We start from the raw sequence: 16978 nt of genomic DNA, 5'->3' as shown, positions 1-16978 counted from the left end.
GGCCGCCGGCACCGGACCGGCGCCCCGACACCGGTCGCCCCGGCCACCGTCCCGGTCGCCCCGGCCACGGCCCCCGTCGTCCCGGCCACGGCTTCCGTCGTCGCGGCAACCGCTCCGGTCGCTCCGGCGCGGCTCGGCCTCGGCGGCGCGGTGGTGCTCATCGCGCACCCGCACCGGCGGTGAGCAGCAGAGCCGCCGCCGCGTCCGCACCATCGCCGTCCGAGCTGGCCAGCACGGCGCCCCGGTCGTGTCCGCTCAGCCAGGCGGTGCCGGCCACGCACTGGAGCACGCCGAGCGCACCCGAGCAGTGCCCGTGATAGGAGGTCAGGTCGTGGCTCGTCAGCTCGGTCGTCCCGGCCGGTCCACCCGGGCCGCCGCCGAACCACATGTCCACCGGCCGCGGGTCGGTGCGCCGGACCGCCGCCACCGCCGCCGGCTGGTCCGCCTTGCGGGCGTACGGGCCGAGCGCGGCGAGCGCCTCGACGCCCCGGTCCCGCACCGACGCCGCGGACTCCAGCACCAGCGCCGCCGCGCCGTCGAAGAGCCGCAGGTCGGCCGCGCTGTTGCTGCGACCGCCGCTGACCAGGTGCCGCACCGGCGCGTTCGCCGGCTCGACCCCGACCACCAGCACCCGGTCCACCCGGCCGGCCAGCACCAGCAGCCGACCCCAGTTGACCGCGTCCAGCCCGGACGTCGCCCCGCTGCACATGGTGAGGTTCGCCCCGCGCAGCCGGAACCAGATGGCCAGCCAGGAGGCGGTCACGTTGCTGGCGGTGGCCGGCAGGGTCATCGGGCTCAGCCCGGCGTACGTCTCGGCGGCGATCGTCGACACGGTGTCGCAGACGGTGTCGACGTTGCCGTAGTTCGAGCTGACCACCACGCCGACGGTCTCGCCGGGGACGGTCAGGCCGGGGTCGCCGAGCAGCCCGGCGTCGGCCAGCGCGTCCCGCCCGGCGCAGAGCGCGAGCCGGGTCGCCCGGTCCTTGTAGCGCAGTCCCTTGCCGGTCAGCCGCCGGGCCGGGTCGTCCCCGCCCTCGACGACCGGGGTACGCCGGAGCAGGTCGTCGGGGCCGGCGATCCCGGAGACCGCCAGACCGACCCCGCTGACCACCACGTCGACCGGAGCCATCAGGTCACCTTCTCCACGATCGCGACGGCGTTCAGCCCGCCGAAGCCGAACGAGTCCACCTGGGCGAGACGCAGGCTGGCCAGCTCGGCGTGCCCGCGTACCAACCGGAAGCCGTCGACCTCGTCGATCGGGTTGTCCAGGCCGAGGATCGGCGGCACCACCCCGGAGCGCAGCGCCTCGACCGCCACCACCAGGCTGTGCAGCCCGGAGGCGCCGGCGGTGTGCCCGGTCATCGACTTGATCGCGGTCATCCACGGCGACGGCGAGACCCCGGAGTAGACCTCCCGGACGGCCTGCGCCTCCGCCTCGTCGTTGAGCGCGGTGCCGGTGCCGTGCAGCATCAGCAGGTCCACGTCACCGGGCTCGATCCCGGCCCGGCGGTGCGCCTCCCGGGTGACCAGGGCGATGCTCTTGGCGTCCGGCGCCGACGGGTGGTAGGCGTCGCAGTTCACCGCGACGCCGCGGACCCGGGCGTGCCGGTGCCCGGCGCCGGGGCCGTCGGACTCCCGGCGCAGCACCACGGCGACCGCTCCCTCGCCCTGGAGCATGCCCCGGCGGTCCCGGTCGAACGGCCGGACCCGTTCCGGTGCCTCCGGATAGCAGCGGTCCAGCAGCCCGTAGGTGCTCTCGGTGATCGCGTCCACTCCGGCCACCACCACGGTGTCGGCGGCACCGACGTCCAGCAGGTCCATGCCGAGCCCGAGGGCGTAGAGCGAGGCCGAGCAGGCGTTCGCCACGGTGTGCGTGTTGCTGGCACCGAACCGCCGGCGCAGCGCGCTGCCGAAGTGCAGGTCGCGGACGTCGAAGGGCACGCCGTCGCGCCAGCTCAGCTCGACCGAGCGCAGCTCCCGCAGGGTGGTGCCGACAAGCACCGGGGTGTCCCCGAGGTCGGGGTCGAGGCCGGCGTCGGCGAGTGCGGCGGCGACCGCCTGCTCCAGCCACCGGCTGGCCCGCAGGGTCTCGTCGCAGTCCGGCCCCGGCCGGTCGTCGATCTCGTAGGCGTGCTGCGCCCGGTACCGGCTGCGGTCGAAGCCGCGCAGTTCGGCCAGCCCGCTGTAGCCGGCGCAGAGCGAGTCGAAGAACTCGACGGTGTTGCCGCCGATGCTTGCCACCGCGCCCATCCCCACCACCAGCGCGGTCACGGTGCCACCTCGTCGTACCTGCCGAGGATCAGCACCGCGTTGTTGCCGCCGAAGGCGAGCGCGTTGTTCTGCACCACCCGCAGGTCGGCCTCCCGGGCCACGTTCGGCACGCAGTCGAGCCCGCACTCGGGGTCGGTCTCGACGTGGTTGACCGTCGGCGGGATGAACCGGTGGGTGATGGCCAGGGCACAGGCCGCCGAGGCCAGCGCGCTGGCCGCACCCATGCTGTGCCCGATCATGCCCTTGATCGAGACGGTGCGCGGCGGGCGTTCCCCGAAGACCTGCCGGATGGCACCGGCCTCGGTCACGTCGTTCGCCTTGGTGCCGGTGCCGTGCGCGGAGATGAAGTCGATGTCGCCCGGCTTCACCCCGGCGTTGCGGTGGGCCAGCTCGATGCAGCGGGCGATGCTGTTCCGGTCCGGCGCGACCGGGTGGTACGCGTCGCAGTTGAGCCCGTAGCCGAGCACCTCCGCGTAGATCCGGGCGCCCCGGGCCCGCGCCGAGTCCAGGCTCTCCATCAGCAGAATGCCGGCACCCTCGCCGGTGAGGATGCCCTTGCGGTTGCGGTCGAACGGCTGGCACGCCTCCGGGGCGATGGTGCCGAGCCGGTAGAAGCCGGTGAAGGTCTTCCGGCACAGCGCGTCGGCGCCGCCGCTGAGCGCCACCTCCACGTCCCCGGAGCGGATCGCGTCGAAGCCGTACCCGACCGCGTAGTTCCCGGCCGCACAGGCGGTCGGGATGGTCACCGTCTCGACGTCGGTGAGCCCGAGTTCGGCGACGATGCTGGAGGAGAGCCGGCCGGCGGGGACCCGGCGGGCCACCACCGGGTCGAAGTGCTCCGGCCCCCGGTCCACCTGTACCCCGACCAGCTGGTCGAGGTCGTGCGACTCCCCGTCGGTGGTGCCCACCGAGACCAGGGCGCGGCGGGACCGCAGCTCCTCGACGGCCAGGCCGGCGTCCGCGACCGCCATCCCGGCGGCGGCGGCCGAGAGCTGGCTGGCCCGGCCGAGCTGCGCCGGGTCGACGCGGTGCAGCCAACGGGCCGGGTCGAAGTCGCTGATCTCACAGCCGTTGGCGTACGCGAATCCGGTGGTGTCGAACGCGGTGATCGGCTTGACTCCGCTCCGGCCGGCCCGCAGCCCGGCGAGGAAGTCCTCGACCCCGATCCCGATGCTTGTCACCACGCCGAGCCCGGTGACGACCACCCGGCGGGGCGACCGAGCATCGCCTGGCAGAACGCTCATGATCTCGCCTCACTCACCCGTAGTCTTCCGACCCGACTTCCGCGCGCCCGTGCTCAGGCTTTCGACGCCTCGTCGATGACGGCGTAAACGCCCGCCAGATTCACCATTCGACTCAGTTCCGCCTGGTCGATGGTGACGTGCAGATTCCGCTCGAGAGCGGCGAGAATTTCGATCGCCAGCAGCGAGTCCGCGCCGTGGTCCTCTTTGAACAGACTGGTCTCGGTGACCTCGTCGGCGTCGATTTCGAGAATCTCGCAGACGATCTCCTTGACCTGCTCGCGGTCGATGTCGGTGGTCGGGGTCGTGCTGGTCATCTCGCCTCCAGAAACGGATCGGTTGAGCGAATTGATGGCTACCTGCGCCGGCGGCGCCGTGCGCCGCATTACCCGATACCGTTTGCCGCATCGGCCCGTCCGGCGGCACCATCGGATCGCGGTACTGCCCCGAGTCTGTGAGCCGCGACTATATTTCTCCTATATGGCGACGGGCGGCCCGCCATATCCGCCCCGGCCCCCGGTTTTGGCTGTGCCCGCCTGCTGGTCCACCGCCCGTGGCAGGATGGAGTCATGGCGGTCGACATCGTCTACGAGACGCACGCGACGACCACCGACAACGAGGCCGGCCTGGCCACCGGCTGGCGCCCCGGCCAACTCTCCGGGTACGGCCGGCGCGGCGCCCGGGAGCTGGGTGAGCGGCGGCGCGGCGACGGGCTGGCCGCGGTCTTCTGCTCCGACCTGGCCCGGGCGGTGGAGACGGTGGAGATCGCCTTCCCGCAGCGGCAACTGCCGGTGCACCGCGACACCCGGCTGCGGGAATGCGACTACGGCGAGTTGACCGGTCACCCGGTGGCCGAGCTGGCCGCGCTGCGCGCCCGGCACCTGGACGAGCCCTTTCCGGGTGGCCAGAGCTATCGGCAGGTGGTGGAGCAGACCCGGGACTTCCTCCGCGACCTCTCCGCCGGCTGGGACGGGTTCCGGATCCTGGTCGTGGCGCACTCGGCGAACCGGTGGGCGCTGGAACACCTGCTGCACGGTCGCCCGCTGGCCGATCTGGTAGCCGCGCCGTTCGAGTGGCGCCCCGGGTGGACGTTCCGGCTGCCGTCGCGCTGGGGCACCGATCGCCCTCCGCCGGCCCGGCGGCAACCGGGGCAGCCGGCCGGCGACCACCGCCGGCCCCGGCCCGGTCGGTGAGCCGTGGCGGAGCATCGGTAACTCACGGGCGGTTGGCGTCCGGGCCTGCCTATCCTTGGCGACGACATGCAGACGCCACCGCCCGCCACCGCCGTACCCGCCGCCGACCTTCCCGCGCTCCGGGCCCGGTTGCCGGAGCTGATGTTCCGGGACCAGCGCCGGATCCAGCGCCGGCTGGAGGGGCTGTCCAAGATCCGTGATCTCGGGCGGCGGCAGGCGGCCGGCGCCGAGATCGCCGTCGAGATCGGGGCGGCAGAGCAGCGGCTGGCCAGCCGCCGGGCCGCCGTGCCGGTGATCAGCTATCCGGCCGGGCTGCCGGTCAGCGAGCGCAGGGACGACCTGCTGGCCGCGATCCGGGACCACCAGGTGGTGATCGTGGCCGGCGAGACCGGCTCCGGCAAGACCACCCAGCTGCCGAAGATCTGTCTGGAGCTGGGTCGGGGCGTCCGGGGGCTGATCGGGCACACCCAGCCGCGCCGGCTGGCCGCGCGTACGGTGGCGGACCGGATCGCCGACGAACTCGGCACCGAGTTGGGCGGGGCGGTCGGCTACAAGGTCCGCTTCACCGACCAGGTCGGGGACGGCACGCTCGTCAAGCTGATGACCGACGGCATCCTGCTGGCCGAGCTGCAACAGGACCGGATGCTCCGGCAGTACGACACGTTGATCATCGACGAGGCGCACGAGCGCAGCCTGAACATCGACTTCATCCTCGGGTACCTCCGGCAGCTGCTCCCCCGCCGGCCCGACCTCAAGGTGGTGATCACCTCGGCGACGATCGACCCGGAGCGGTTCGCCCGGCACTTCGCCGCCGACGGCGAGCCGGCGCCGGTGCTGGAGGTCTCCGGCCGGACCTATCCGGTGGAGACCCGCTACCGGCCGCTTGTCGAACTCGGCGACGGCGAGGACCCGGACGACGACGGGGAGACCGTCCGGGACCAGATCCAGGCGATCGGCGACGCGGTGCAGGAGCTGGCCGCCGAGGGGCCCGGGGACGTCCTGGTCTTCCTCAGCGGTGAACGGGAGATCCGGGACACCGCCGACGCGCTGGGCAGACTCGTGCAGAACCGGCCGGCGCTGCGGGACACCGAGATCCTGCCGCTGTACGCCCGGCTCTCCACCGCCGAGCAGCACCGGGTCTTCCAGCCGCACCGGGGCCGCCGGGTGGTGCTGGCCACAAACGTCGCCGAGACCTCGCTCACGGTGCCCGGCATCAAGTACGTGGTGGACCCGGGCACGGCCAGGATCTCCCGGTACAGCCACCGGCTCAAGGTGCAGCGGTTGCCGATCGAGCCGATCTCCCAGGCGTCGGCGAACCAGCGCAAGGGGCGCTGCGGGCGTACCTCGGACGGGATCTGCATCCGGCTCTACGACGAGCCGGACTTCCTCGGCCGGCCCGAGTTCACCGACCCGGAGATCCTGCGCACCAACCTCGCCTCGGTCATCCTGCAGATGACCGCGATCGGGCTTGGCGACATCGCCGCGTTCCCGTTCATCGACCCGCCGGACAAGCGCAACATCGCCGACGGGGTCAACCTGCTGCGCGAGCTGGGCGCGCTGGAGGAGAACGGGCCGGAGGAGGGCTACCGGCTCACCCCGCTGGGCCGCCGGCTGGCCCAGCTTCCGGTCGACCCCCGGCTGGCCCGGATGGTGCTGGAGGGCGAGCGCAACGGCTGCGCCACCGAGGTGTCGGTGATCGCCGCCGCCCTGTCGATCCAGGACCCCCGGGAGCGGCCGGCGGAGAAGCAGGCCCAGGCCGACCAGGCGCACGCCCGGTTCACCGACAAGGAGTCGGACTTCGCCGCCCTGCTGAACCTGTGGCGCTATCTCCAGGAGCAGCAGCGGGCGCTCTCGTCCAGCGGGTTCCGCCGGATGTGCAAGGCCGAGTACCTCAACTACCTGCGGGTGCGGGAGTGGCAGGACATCAACTCCCAGCTCCGCCAGGTGCTCCGCAGCGGTGCCGCGTCCGAGGCCCGGCCGGGCCGTAGCCGGCGCGGCGGCGACCGCGGCACCGGCGGCACCGCCCCGGGTACGCCGGCAGCGGCCGGCGCCCCGACGGCCGACACCCGGACGGCCGACACCCCGTCGGCCGACGGCACGGCGCCGGAGAACGTCGACACCGACCGGATCCACCAGTCGCTGCTGGCCGGGCTGCTCTCGCACGTCGGGCTGAAGGAGGCGCAGAAGAACGAGTACCTCGGCGCCCGGGGTGCGAAGTTCGCCCTCTTCCCCGGCTCGGCGCTGTTCCGCAAGCCGCCGCGCTGGGTGATGGCCGCCGAACTTGTCGAGACCTCCCGGCTCTGGGGCCGGGTCGCCGCCCGGATCGAGCCGGAGTGGGTCGAGGCGCTCGCCGGTCACCTGGTCAAACGCAGCTACAGCGAACCGCACTGGGAGAAGAAGCAGGCGGCTGTGCTGGCGTACGAGAAGGTGACCCTCTACGGCATCCCGCTGGTCAGCGGCCGAAAGGTCAACTTCGGCCGGATCGACCCGGTGCTGAGCCGGGACCTGTTCATCCGGCACGCCCTGGTCGAGGGCGACTGGCAGACCCACCACAGGTTCTTCCACGACAACCGGGCACTGCTCGACGAGGTCGAGGAGCTGGAACACCGGGCCCGACGCCGGGACATCCTGGTCGACGACGAGACCCTGTACGCCTTCTACGACCAGCGCGTCCCGGCCGACGTGGTCTCCGGCCGGCACTTCGACGCCTGGTGGAAGAAGACCCGCCGGGACTCACCGGACCTGCTCACCTTCGACCGGCAGATGCTCGTCAACGAGGGCCGGGGCGGGGTCGACGCGGCCGACTATCCCGACGAGTGGCACTCCGAGGGGGTGGCGCTGCCGCTGACGTACCGGTTCGAGCCGGGGACGGCGGCCGACGGGGTGACTGTGGACATCCCGCTGCCGATGCTGAACCAGGTCGACGCGGACGGCTTCGACTGGCAGGTGCCGGGGCTGCGTGAGGAACTGGTGGTGGCGCTGATCCGGTCGCTGCCGAAGGCCGTACGCCGGAATTTCGTCCCGGTGCCGGACTACGCGCGGGCGGTGCTGGCCACGATCACGCCGGGCCGGGAGCCGCTGCTCGACGCGCTGACCCGGGAGTTGCGCCGGATGACCGGGGTGACGGTCCCCCGGGACGCCTGGGAGCTGTCGAAGCTGCCGGCACACCTGCGTCCCACCTTCCGGGTGGTCGGCGACGAGCGGCAGACCGTCGCCGAGGGCAAGGACCTGCCGGCACTGCAACGCCAGCTCAGCACCCAGGTACGCCGGATGGTCGCCGCCGCCGCGCCGGAGGTGGAACGCTCCGGGCTGCGGGAGTGGAGCATCGGCACCCTGCCGAGGTCGATCGAGCAGGACCGGGCCGGCTACCTGGTGACCGCCTATCCGGCGCTCACCGACGAGGGCGACACCGTCGGGGTCCGGGTCTTCGAGACCGAGGCCGAGCAGCGCCGCCAGATGTGGGCCGGGACCCGGCGGCTGCTCCGGCTCACCCTCGGCTCGCCGCAGAAGGCGGTCTCCGGCCGGCTGACGAACGAGGCGAAGCTGGCGCTGAGCCGCAACCCGTACCGCAACGTGCAGGAGTTGCTCGACGACGCCGCGGACGCGGCGGTGGACCGGCTGCTGGCCGACGCGGGCGGCCCGGCCTGGGACGCGGACGGTTTCGCCGCGCTGCGCGACCGGGTCCGGGCGGAGCTGGTGGACACCACCGCCGAGGTCGTCGACCGGGTGCGCCGGGTACTGGCCGCCGCCTACTCCGTCGAGCAGCGGCTGACCCGGACCAACAGCCTGACCCTGGTCGCCGCCCTGGCCGACATCCGCGCCCAGCTCTCCGGGCTGGTCCACCCCGGCTTCGTCACCGCGACCGGGCACGCCCGGCTCGCCGACCTGCCCCGCTATCTGACCGCGATCGAGCGCCGGCTCGACCGGCTGCCGCAGAATCCGCAGCGGGACCGGGACCAGCAGGCCCGGATCGCCCAGGTGCAGCAGGAGTACCAGGAGATGCTGGCCGCGCTGCCCCCGGCCCGCCGGGCCGACGACGCGGTACGGCAGATCCGCTGGATGATCGAGGAACTCCGGGTGAACGTCTTCGCCCAGGCGCTCGGTACGCCGTACCCGATCTCGGAGCAGCGGATCTACCGGGCGATGGACGTGGCCGAAGCGGGCTGACCGCCCCACGCCCACCCGCCCCGGCCGGGTTCAGCCGCGCGGCCTGACCGGCAGGGTCGACAGGCCACGGAGCAGCAGGCTGGGGCGCCAGCCGATCTCCTCCGGCGGCACCGCCAGGCGCATCCCGGGGAAGCGGCGGGCCAGCGCACCGAAGGCGATCTGGCCCTCCAGCCGGGCCAGCGGTGCACCGAGGCAGTAGTGGATGCCGTGCCCGAAGGCGAGGTTCGGGGTGGCCGGGCGGTCCAGGTCCAGCCGGTCCGGCTCGGGGAACCGCTCCGGGTCCCGGTTCGCCGCCAGCAGTGCCACCAGCACCCGGGCGCCCGCCGGGATGGTCCGGCCGCCCAGTTCGACCGGTTCCATCGCGGTCCGGAACGACGCGTTCTGCACCGGCCCCTCGTAGCGGAGGATCTCCTCGATCGTCCCGGGCAGCAGTTCCGGTTCGGCCGCCACCCTGGCCCAGCGCTCCGGCTCGGCGAGCAGCACCAGCATCCCGTTGCCGATCAGGTTGACGGTGGTCTCGTGCCCGGCGATCAGGAACAGGTAGACCATCGAGACGAGTTCGTCGTCGGTGAGCCGGTCGCCCTGCTCGTGCACCGCGATCAGGGCGGAGAGCAGGTCGTCGGCCGGCTGCTCGCGCTTGGCCGCCAGCAGCGTACGGATGTAGCCGACGATTGCGGTCAGCGCGGGCGCCAGCCCGGCCGGGTTCATCGGGCCGCTCACGATGGCATCCGTCCAGGCGCGGAAGTCGGCCTGGTCCTCGGCCGGCACCCCGAGCAGCTCGCAGATCACCTGGATCGGCAGCGGGAAGGCGAACCGGTCGATCAGGTCCACCTGCCCGGCGTCGCCGACGTCGTCGAGCAACTGCTCGGCCAGTTCCTCGATCCGGGGGCGCAACGCGGCGACCCGGCGGGCGGTGAACGCGCCGGAGACCAGCCGCCGCAGCCGGGTGTGGTCGGGCGGGTCGAGCGCCAGCATGTGCCGGCTGACCGCCCGGGCCACGTCGTCCGGGATCATTCCCCGGTAGGTGAAGCCGCCGGCCGAGGTGGTCTTGCCCATTCGCGGGTCGTTCAGCACCCGCTGGGCGTCCTCGTAGCGGGTCACCACCCAGGCGGTGACCCCGGTCGGCAGCGTGACCTCTGCCACCGGACTCTCCCGGCGCAGCTCGGCGAGGACCCGGTGCAGCTCGGCGGCGGAGCCGAAGGGACTGGCAACGGTCGTCGACATCGTCTCCCCATTCGACGGAGAAAGCTCTGTTGTGGTCGGCCCGGCTGCCGGAGCGGGCCCAGCCTTCCCCTCCCATACTGCCGCCTGCGAAACGTGCCCGGGGCCCGCCGGCGCATACCGCGCCGACGGGCCGGCCGATCAGTGACTGTCAGTTCCACTCGAACTCGCGTCGCACCCTCATCACCCCCTCGGATCGTCGGGTCCGTCCAAGGACCCGACGGGCTGTCCGGATGTGACATCACGGCGAGGTGACCGACGGCGGGTTCGGACGAAGACCCGCTAACCCATACGATCTGGTGCATGGCACTGCTGCACCGGGCGAGACTGCATCCCGCGAAACTCGAACTCCTGGCGGCCTGGCTGCCCGGTCGGCGCTGGTACCGGGGTCCGTCATCCGCCGACGTCCTCCGCGTCGCCGGCTTCCGCTTCGACGACCCGGACGGGGCGGTCGGAATCGAGACGATGCTGGTCGGCGCCGGTGCCGGTCCGGTGCACCAGGTTCCGCTCACCTACCGCGACGCGCCGCTGCCCGGTGCCGACGACTGGTTGGTCGGCACCGCCGAGCACACCGTGCTCGGCCGCCGCTGGGTGTACGACGGCTGCGGCGACCCGGCCTACGCCAGCGCGCTGGTCAGCGCCATTCTCACCGGTGGCGGCCAGGCGGAGGAGTTCTTCGAGTCCGACGGGGTACGCGAGGTCCGGGCACCGAGCATGACCGTGACCGGCAGCGGCACTCCCGGCACCGCCGTGCCGCCGGTCCAGGTGATCCGTCGGGTGGTCGAGGACGCGTTGACGACGATCGTCACGGACACGGTGGAACTGACGGTGGTCCGCCGCCCCGGCTCCGGGCACGGTGACCTGCCGGGCGCCACGCTCACCGGCACCTGGCCCGGCCAACCGAGCCCGCTGCCGCTCGCGTACGTTTCCATGCGCTGACCGGCCCGTCCCGACTCAGCGACGGCTCAGGAGTTCGCTGACCCGGAGGAAGCCGTCGGTGCCGTGGCCGAGCCCGATCACCCGGCGGGTCAGGCCCTCGACCGCCCGCATCACGCCCGCGTCGATGCCGTGCGACTCCGAGGTGTGCACGATGTGCGCCATCGTCGAGGCGGCCGAGGTGATCGGGTTGTCCGCACCGGAGTAGCTTCCCTCCGCCACCTCGGTTGCGGTCGCCCCGAAGATCGGCGGCAGGATCTCCCCGATGCCCTTCGCGAAGGGAAGCAGTTCCTCCGCGCTGATCCCCTCGGCCCGGGCCACCGCCAGGGCGTGCGCCCAGCCCGCCATGGCGGTCCAGAAGATGTCGAGCAGGGCGATGTCGTACGCCGCCGCCCGGCCGATCTCCTCGCCGAGGTGGGTGTGTGTGCCGCCCAGCTGCTCCAGCACATCCCGGTGCCGCTGGTAGAGGTCGATCGGGCCGCTGTGCAGGAAGACGCCGTCCGGCGTACCGATGGTGGTGGTCGGTGTCATGATCGCGCCGTCCAGATAGCCGATGCCGTGCCCGGCTGCCCAGGCTGCCACGTCCCTGGCCCGCTGTGGCGTGTCGGCGCTGAGGTTCGCCACCGTACGGCCCCGCAGCGCGTCCGGAACGTCGCCGCGGCGCAGGATCGCGTCCACGGCATCGTTGTCGACCACGCAGACCACGATCAGGTCGCTGGCGGCCACCGCCTCCTCCGCCGAGCCGGCACCGACGGCGCCCCGCTCGACGAGCGCGGTGTCCCGGCCGGGCGTCCGGTTCCAGACCGTGGTCGGAACTCCGGCGTCCAGGAACGCGCCGGCCAGGGACCGTCCCATCGGCCCCAGGCCGAGCACGGTCACGGTGGAACGCTCGGGGTGGTGCGGGAGCATAATTGACCTCCAGTACTTGTGGACGAGCTGTGTGGGAAGGACAGTCGTGACGCGCGGCCGGGCCCGGGACCTGAACGTGTGCGGGGTGACCGCCGCGATCGCCGTGATCGACGGCAAGTGGAAGACCTCGCTGCTCTGGCTCCTGGAATCCGGCCCGCACCGCCCTGCCGAGCTGCGCCGACGGCTGCCGGGACTGCGCGAGAAGGTGCTGACCCAGGCGCTACGCGAGATGGAGAGCGACGGGCTGGTGCACCGGGAGGTGCACGACGTGCTGCCCTTGAAGACGGTCTACTCGTTGACCCCGTTCGGTCGCGACCTCGCCGAGGCGGTGGCTCCGCTCTCCGACTGGGGTCACCGTCGCCTGGACAGGCTGGCCGCCGGATCGCCGTCCTCCTGACATCTCGCCGCCCTCCCTTCGATCCAGGTCAGCGGGTCACCCGACCGCCTCGGAAACAGCGTCGCCCGGCGGCACGGCGCCGGCAAGTACGCACAAAAAGGTGGCTATCGGAGGTGGGGCGGACCCCCGGCCCGGACCGGGGGTTGTCCGGCGAACAGATCCGGGGGCGTACCGGATGGTCACCCGGCACGCGCTCGCCGACGCTGAACGAGACGCCGGCACCGGTCGATGTGGGGCTGGCGCAGCGCAGTCGCCGACAACCGTTCCTAGCAGGGAGCGCCCGTTGACCCTCCTCGCGCCAGGTCCCAGCACCCTCCGTGACTGGCACCGCCCACTGCTGGCCAACGCGACGCTGCTGTTCGGCGTCGCGGTGGTCTCGGCCGTCGCCATGTTCCTGGACGATCGCCAGCTCGCCGGCGAGTCGGTCTGGGTCAAGCCGATGAAGTTCGGCTTCGCCATGGGGGTGTACGGCCTGACGCTCGCCTGGCTGCTCGGCAGGCTGGGCCGGGGTCGGCGCCTCGGGTGGTGGCTCGGCACCTTCTTCGCGGTCGCCGGTGTGCTGGACGTCGGTGCCGTCGTCTACGCGGCCGCGCACGGCACCTACAGCCACTTCAACGACAACCCCGAGCCGGTCGCGGAGACCGTACGGACGCTCTTCTCGATCGGGGTCATGCCGCTGCTGCTGATCACGCTGGTCATCACGGTCCTGGTGCTGGTGCAGCGCACCGGCGACCGCGCCACGAGCACTGCCCTGCTCGGCGGCCTCGGGCTCGCCGTGGCCAGCATGGTCGTGGCCCTCTGGCTGAGCAGTTCGTCGGGCGCGACACCCCGTACGGTGCCCGACGCCTACGGCAACCCGGTCGCCATGACCGGTGGCCACGGCATCGGTGACCCGGACGGGACCGGGATGTTTCTCACCAACTGGAGCACGACCGGCGGCGACCTCCGGGTACCGCACTTCGTCGGCATGCACGCCATCCAGGTGCTGCTGCTCGTCTCCGCGATCCTGGGGATGCTCGCCGCCGGTCGTGGTCGGCTCCGCGACGAGCGGGTCCGGGCCCGGTTGGTCGGCGTCGCCGTCCTCGGCTACACGGGCGTCTTCGCGGTCCTCACCTGGCAGGCGAAACGGGGCGTGCCGGTGACCGATGTCGATCTGCCGACCCTGGTCGCCTTCGCGGCGGTAGCGTTGTGCACCGTCGGGACGGCCGTCGCGGTGGTCGTCGCCGCGCTCCGCGCGGGCTCGCCGGGACCGGCAGGCCCACCATGAACTAGCCGCCTCCACTTCGTATGGCAGCACCTGCACGGTGATGTTGGGCAGCCTGGCGAGTTTGGCGAGGTGTTGCAGTTGATCACGCATCACCTCCGCCCCGCCGACTTTGCGGTGCAACACCCCCTCGTCGAGGATCGCCCACACCTTGAGCGGCTGATGAGCCTGGAGGAGCTGACCCACCAGGAGCGTTTCTACGCGGCGATGCGGCTGCTGACCGAGACGGCGTGGCACCGGAACATGACGGTCGAGGCGCTGCTGGCCCTGACCGACCTGCTCGACCCGCTGGACGGCGCGGAGACCGCGCGACCTGGCGGCGGGCCAGGGAGCCGGGCGGCGGCAGGTGCGCCGGACTGAGCCGGTGCGGGGTGCGACGTTGCTCCGGGGGATAGTCCGGACCGGAGACTGTCGAGCTGCCCCGCCGGTGCGCCCAGCAGTCTCCGACATCGTCCGGAGCCCTGATGCCCGGAGCCTGGCGCCCGGGAGCCCTGGAAGCCAGAGCGCAATGCCCGGATCGTCGCGCCCCGTTTGTGCACCCAGCTCGACAGTCCGCAGCCGAGGTATCACCCGGCCGGCGAGGAGGCGGCGACCGGGTGGCCGGCCAGTCGCGGGTCCGGAGTTGGTCATGGTCCGGCCGACGCGGTCCTACAGCTCGCCGACGCGGTTCTACAGCTCTCGGGCGAACCCGTAGTGTTGGCCGGGTGAGTGGTGACCTGGTCCCGCCCAAGCGGGAGGTGCGGCTGTCCGACGCCGAACGGGAGGGCGTGATCGCCCGGCTGAGCGCGGCCGTCGCGGAAGGCCGGCTGACGCTTCCCGAGTTCGAGGAGCGCGTCGACGGCGTGATGCGGGCCCGGACCGACGTCGAGGTGCAGCCGTTCCTCGCCGACCTGCCGGAGGTGGCCGGGCCGATCGCCCCGGACGAGGTCGTCGAGCTGAACAGCCACGCCGGGGAACTCAAGCGTTCCGGCCGGTGGGCCGTACCCCGGAAACTGTTGGTGCGGAGCAAGGCCGGCTCGGTCAAGCTCGACCTGCGGCACGCCGTCTTCGGTTCCCGGGTGGTCGAGATCGATCTGGCCACCCAGGCCGGCTCCACGACCATCGTGCTGCCGCCCGGCGCGACCGCGAACATCGACCGGCTCAACACCAGCGCGGGCACCGCGAGCGCCAAGGTGCCGTCCACCCCCGAGCCCGGCTCGACCGCCCCGCACGTCGTGGTCACCGGCAGCACCGCCGCCGGCAGCATGGTGATGCGCTACGAGCGCCGGTTCTGGCGCTGGACCTGGTAACGCGACGATGCCAGTGGCGGCGCGACGACGCCGCTGTGGCCCGGCAACGCACCGACCCACCCGGCAGCGATCCCGTGGGCGGCTCTGCGAGGCTGCCGGGATGTCGGACGGCGATCCGGTCGCCGACTTCGAGCGGGCCTGCGCCTGGGACTCGACCGGGCGGTCCGACCGGGCCGTGCCGCTCTACCGCTCGGCGCTCGACCACGGGCTCGCCGGCTACCGACGCCGCCGGGCCGTGATCCAGATGTCGAGTTCGCTGCGGAACATCGGCCAGGCCGAGCTGGCGGTCAGGCTGCTGGAGGCCGAGCGCGAGCTCGCCCCGCACCTGCCCCGCTACCAGCGCTCGATGGCGAACTACGCACGGCTGCTGCTCAGTACGGCGTGACCTCCGCCGGCAGCGTGGAGTTCGCGGCGGCCGTACCGATGTATTCGAGCAGGATCCGCCGGAACGCCCGGGCCGCGTGCGTCGGTTCCGGCTCCCGGCGCCGGGCCAGCGCGATCGTCCGGTGTACGCCCGGCGGAGCCAGCGGGGTGACCCACAGCCTCGGGCGGCGGGCGACCACGATGCCCGGCACCAGGGCGACGCCGAGTCCCGCCTCCACGAAGCTGAGCACGGCGTCCATCTCACCGCCGTCGACCGCGAGCGACGGCTCGAAGCCCGCCTCCCGGCAGGCCCGCAGGGTGGCGTCCCGCAGGTCGTAGCCCTGCCGGAACATCACCAGCGGCTGGTGGCGCAGGTCGGTCAGGTGCATGGTGCCGGCCGAGTCGGTCATCGGCAGCGGGTTCAGCGAGGCGACCACCAGGTTGTCCCGGAGGATCGGCTCGGCGGTCAGCGCCGGGTCGGCGCCGGTCGCCGGCAGGATGATCAGCGCCAGGTCCAACTCGCCCCGGAGCAGGTCCCGGACGAGGTCCTGCGAGCCGCTCTCCTCCACCCGCAGGTCGACGCCGGGGTGGGCGTCCCGGAACCGGCGCAGCACCGGCGGGGCGAGCGAGGTGGCCAGGCTGGGCGTGGCGCCGAGGCGTACCCGGCCGCGCCGGACCCCGACGAGTTCCTGCACCTCGCGGCGGGCGGTGTCGACGTCGGCCAGGATCCGCTCGGCAAGCGGCAGCAGCACCTCGCCGGCGGCCGTCAGGCCGACGTTGCCGCGCACCCGCTCGAAGAGCGGGGCGCCGAGGTCGGTTTCCAGCGCGTGAATCTGCTTACTCAAGGACGGCTGGGTGATTCCGACATTGTCGGCGGCATGAGTGAAATGCCGGGTTTCGGCCACCGCCACGAAGTATCTCAACTGGTGGAGCTGCACGTTCATAGCCTACAGCTATCGTCACTGCGCCTTCGATGCATTGGACGACTAATCAGAGCTCTCCTAGCGTCTATGGGGTGACAGCTGTATCGACGCGATCGCCGATCCGGTCCAGCATCGGGCTCAAGGCCGTGATGGCGGTGACCGGCATCCTGCTGGTGCTCTTCCTGATCGCGCACATGCTCGGCAACCTGAAGATCTTCTTCGGGCCCGAGTCGTTCGACCACTACGCGCACTGGCTGCGCACCATCGGCGCCCCGGTGCTGCCGGACACCTGGTACCTCTGGATCCAGCGCGCCGTACTCGGCGTCGCGCTCGTCGCGCACATCTGGTCGGCCACCGTACTGGCCCGGCGGGCTCGGGCGGCCCGGCCCGTCCGCTACGCGCACCGGCCCAGGGTGCAGGGCAGCTACGCGGCCCGGACGATGCGCTGGGGTGGGGTGATCATCGCGCTCTTCGTCGTCTACCACCTGCTCGACCTGACCACCGGCGACCTGAACCCGGTCGGTGACCCGAGGCGGCCGTACGCCAACGTGGCCGCCGACTTCGCACCCGAGCGCTGGTACGTCACCCTGCTCTACACCGTCGCGATCGTCACCCTCGGCTTCCACCTGCGGCACGGCATGTTCAGCGCGTTCCGCAGCCTCGGACAGCAGACCCCCCGGGGCGAGTCCCGGGCCCGGGCGCTCTCGCTCGGTTTCGCCGTCGCGCTCTGCGCCGGATACCTGGTCGTCCCCTTCGCCGTACTCGCGGGATTGGTGCGCTGATGACGAACCCCACCGAAGAAAA

General features: G+C 72.4%; 15 protein-coding genes and 1 pseudogene. 8 read left to right on the top strand and 8 right to left on the bottom strand.

The genetic code is table 11. From position 1 onward, the window contains the following. Positions 1 to 157: 157 nt before the first annotated feature. Genes ACN28A_RS27530 through ACN28A_RS27515 form a run of 4 tightly spaced genes read right to left on the bottom strand, consistent with a single transcriptional unit; the run spans position 158 to position 3829 of the window. Positions 158 to 1129, bottom strand: coding sequence for a beta-ketoacyl synthase N-terminal-like domain-containing protein (locus ACN28A_RS27530; RefSeq protein ID WP_421399733.1), 972 nt, complete (start codon positions 1127 to 1129; stop codon positions 158 to 160). After that, a complete protein-coding gene (locus tag ACN28A_RS27525; RefSeq protein ID WP_421399731.1) occupies positions 1129 to 2271 on the bottom strand; it encodes a beta-ketoacyl synthase N-terminal-like domain-containing protein in 1143 nt (380 codons plus the stop codon). Before ACN28A_RS27525 ends, ACN28A_RS27530 begins: the two co-directional genes overlap by 1 nt. Beyond that, complete coding sequence (locus ACN28A_RS27520) at positions 2268 to 3515, bottom strand: beta-ketoacyl-[acyl-carrier-protein] synthase family protein (protein ID WP_421399728.1); 1248 nt, start codon at positions 3513 to 3515, stop codon at positions 2268 to 2270. Before ACN28A_RS27520 ends, ACN28A_RS27525 begins: the two co-directional genes overlap by 4 nt. 53 nt (positions 3516 to 3568) lie before the next feature. After that, on the bottom strand, positions 3569 to 3829 hold the full coding sequence (locus ACN28A_RS27515; protein ID WP_278061028.1) for an acyl carrier protein: 261 nt from the start codon (positions 3827 to 3829) through the stop codon (positions 3569 to 3571). A 252-nt stretch (positions 3830 to 4081) separates the two neighbouring features. On the opposite strand from ACN28A_RS27515, the gene ACN28A_RS27510 reads away from it, so the two are divergent. Beyond that, on the top strand, positions 4082 to 4705 hold the full coding sequence (locus tag ACN28A_RS27510; RefSeq protein WP_421399724.1) for a histidine phosphatase family protein: 624 nt from the start codon (positions 4082 to 4084) through the stop codon (positions 4703 to 4705). Positions 4706 to 4771: 66 nt separating this feature from the next. Continuing rightward, complete coding sequence (gene hrpA / locus ACN28A_RS27505) at positions 4772 to 8872, top strand: ATP-dependent RNA helicase HrpA (RefSeq protein ID WP_421399721.1); 4101 nt, start codon at positions 4772 to 4774, stop codon at positions 8870 to 8872. Between the two features lie 30 nt (positions 8873 to 8902). On the opposite strand, the gene ACN28A_RS27500 is transcribed toward hrpA, so the two are convergent. Beyond that, the gene (locus ACN28A_RS27500; RefSeq protein WP_421399718.1) at positions 8903 to 10096 is read right to left on the bottom strand and encodes a cytochrome P450 family protein; all 1194 of its coding nucleotides are present in this window, start codon (positions 10094 to 10096) and stop codon (positions 8903 to 8905) included. A gap of 300 nt (positions 10097 to 10396) precedes the next feature. Here ACN28A_RS27500 and ACN28A_RS27495 point away from each other — a divergent pair, with 300 nt between their 5' ends. Beyond that, complete coding sequence (locus ACN28A_RS27495; protein ID WP_421399716.1) at positions 10397 to 11032, top strand: CG0192-related protein; 636 nt, start codon at positions 10397 to 10399, stop codon at positions 11030 to 11032. A 15-nt stretch (positions 11033 to 11047) separates the two neighbouring features. On the opposite strand, the gene ACN28A_RS27490 is transcribed toward ACN28A_RS27495, so the two are convergent. Continuing rightward, positions 11048 to 12055, bottom strand: coding sequence for an NAD(P)-dependent oxidoreductase (locus ACN28A_RS27490; RefSeq protein ID WP_421399713.1), 1008 nt, complete (start codon positions 12053 to 12055; stop codon positions 11048 to 11050). Between ACN28A_RS27490 and ACN28A_RS27485 the strand changes: the two genes are divergently transcribed. Then, positions 11985 to 12335 (top strand): winged helix-turn-helix transcriptional regulator, encoded by a 351-nt coding sequence (locus ACN28A_RS27485; RefSeq protein WP_421399712.1) that lies wholly within the window; start codon positions 11985 to 11987, stop codon positions 12333 to 12335. The two genes, ACN28A_RS27490 and ACN28A_RS27485, sit on opposite strands and share 71 nt — an antisense overlap. Positions 12336 to 12618: 283 nt before the next feature. Beyond that, complete coding sequence (locus ACN28A_RS27480) at positions 12619 to 13602, top strand: hypothetical protein (RefSeq protein WP_421399710.1); 984 nt, start codon at positions 12619 to 12621, stop codon at positions 13600 to 13602. A 66-nt stretch (positions 13603 to 13668) separates the two neighbouring features. Here ACN28A_RS27480 and ACN28A_RS27475 read toward each other — a convergent pair. Continuing rightward, positions 13669 to 14049: pseudogene (locus ACN28A_RS27475) on the bottom strand (Scr1 family TA system antitoxin-like transcriptional regulator); the annotation flags it as partial. A 254-nt stretch (positions 14050 to 14303) separates the two neighbouring features. Here ACN28A_RS27475 and ACN28A_RS27470 point away from each other — a divergent pair. After that, positions 14304 to 14888: a DUF1707 domain-containing protein gene (locus tag ACN28A_RS27470; protein WP_421399708.1), complete on the top strand. Its 585-nt coding sequence runs from the start codon at positions 14304 to 14306 to the stop codon at positions 14886 to 14888. Between the two features lie 100 nt (positions 14889 to 14988). Next, positions 14989 to 15273, top strand: coding sequence for a tetratricopeptide repeat protein (locus tag ACN28A_RS27465; protein ID WP_421399706.1), 285 nt, complete (start codon positions 14989 to 14991; stop codon positions 15271 to 15273). Here ACN28A_RS27465 and ACN28A_RS27460 read toward each other — a convergent pair. Beyond that, positions 15260 to 16195: a LysR family transcriptional regulator gene (locus ACN28A_RS27460; RefSeq protein WP_421399704.1), complete on the bottom strand. Its 936-nt coding sequence runs from the start codon at positions 16193 to 16195 to the stop codon at positions 15260 to 15262. The genes ACN28A_RS27465 and ACN28A_RS27460 overlap by 14 nt on opposite strands. A gap of 29 nt (positions 16196 to 16224) precedes the next feature. Between ACN28A_RS27460 and ACN28A_RS27455 the strand changes: the two genes are divergently transcribed. Further along, complete coding sequence (locus ACN28A_RS27455) at positions 16225 to 16956, top strand: succinate dehydrogenase cytochrome b subunit (RefSeq protein WP_421399702.1); 732 nt, start codon at positions 16225 to 16227, stop codon at positions 16954 to 16956. Positions 16957 to 16978 lie beyond the last annotated feature (22 nt).

The organism is Plantactinospora sp. WMMB782, from assembly GCF_049179135.1.
Taxonomy (GTDB): domain Bacteria; phylum Actinomycetota; class Actinomycetes; order Mycobacteriales; family Micromonosporaceae; genus Plantactinospora.
Note: the sequence above shows the minus strand (reverse complement) of the source record. Positions and strands in the feature narration are given on the sequence as shown.

What these genes read in the sequence shown, in the direction of transcription:
- ACN28A_RS27530 (WP_421399733.1), bottom strand. Translation starts at nt 1,129, where the DNA reads ATGGCTCCGGTCGACGTGGTGGTCAGCGGGGTCGGTCTGGCGGTCTCC.
- ACN28A_RS27520 (WP_421399728.1), bottom strand. Translation starts at nt 3,515, where the DNA reads ATGAGCGTTCTGCCAGGCGATGCTCGGTCGCCCCGCCGGGTGGTCGTC.
- ACN28A_RS27515 (WP_278061028.1), bottom strand. Translation starts at nt 3,829, where the DNA reads ATGACCAGCACGACCCCGACCACCGACATCGACCGCGAGCAGGTCAAG.
- ACN28A_RS27510 (WP_421399724.1), top strand. Translation starts at nt 4,082, where the DNA reads ATGGCGGTCGACATCGTCTACGAGACGCACGCGACGACCACCGACAAC.
- hrpA (WP_421399721.1), top strand. Translation starts at nt 4,772, where the DNA reads ATGCAGACGCCACCGCCCGCCACCGCCGTACCCGCCGCCGACCTTCCC.
- ACN28A_RS27500 (WP_421399718.1), bottom strand. Translation starts at nt 10,096, where the DNA reads ATGTCGACGACCGTTGCCAGTCCCTTCGGCTCCGCCGCCGAGCTGCAC.
- ACN28A_RS27495 (WP_421399716.1), top strand. Translation starts at nt 10,397, where the DNA reads ATGGCACTGCTGCACCGGGCGAGACTGCATCCCGCGAAACTCGAACTC.
- ACN28A_RS27465 (WP_421399706.1), top strand. Translation starts at nt 14,989, where the DNA reads ATGTCGGACGGCGATCCGGTCGCCGACTTCGAGCGGGCCTGCGCCTGG.
- ACN28A_RS27460 (WP_421399704.1), bottom strand. Translation starts at nt 16,195, where the DNA reads ATGAACGTGCAGCTCCACCAGTTGAGATACTTCGTGGCGGTGGCCGAA.
- ACN28A_RS27455 (WP_421399702.1), top strand. Translation starts at nt 16,225, where the DNA reads ATGCATTGGACGACTAATCAGAGCTCTCCTAGCGTCTATGGGGTGACA.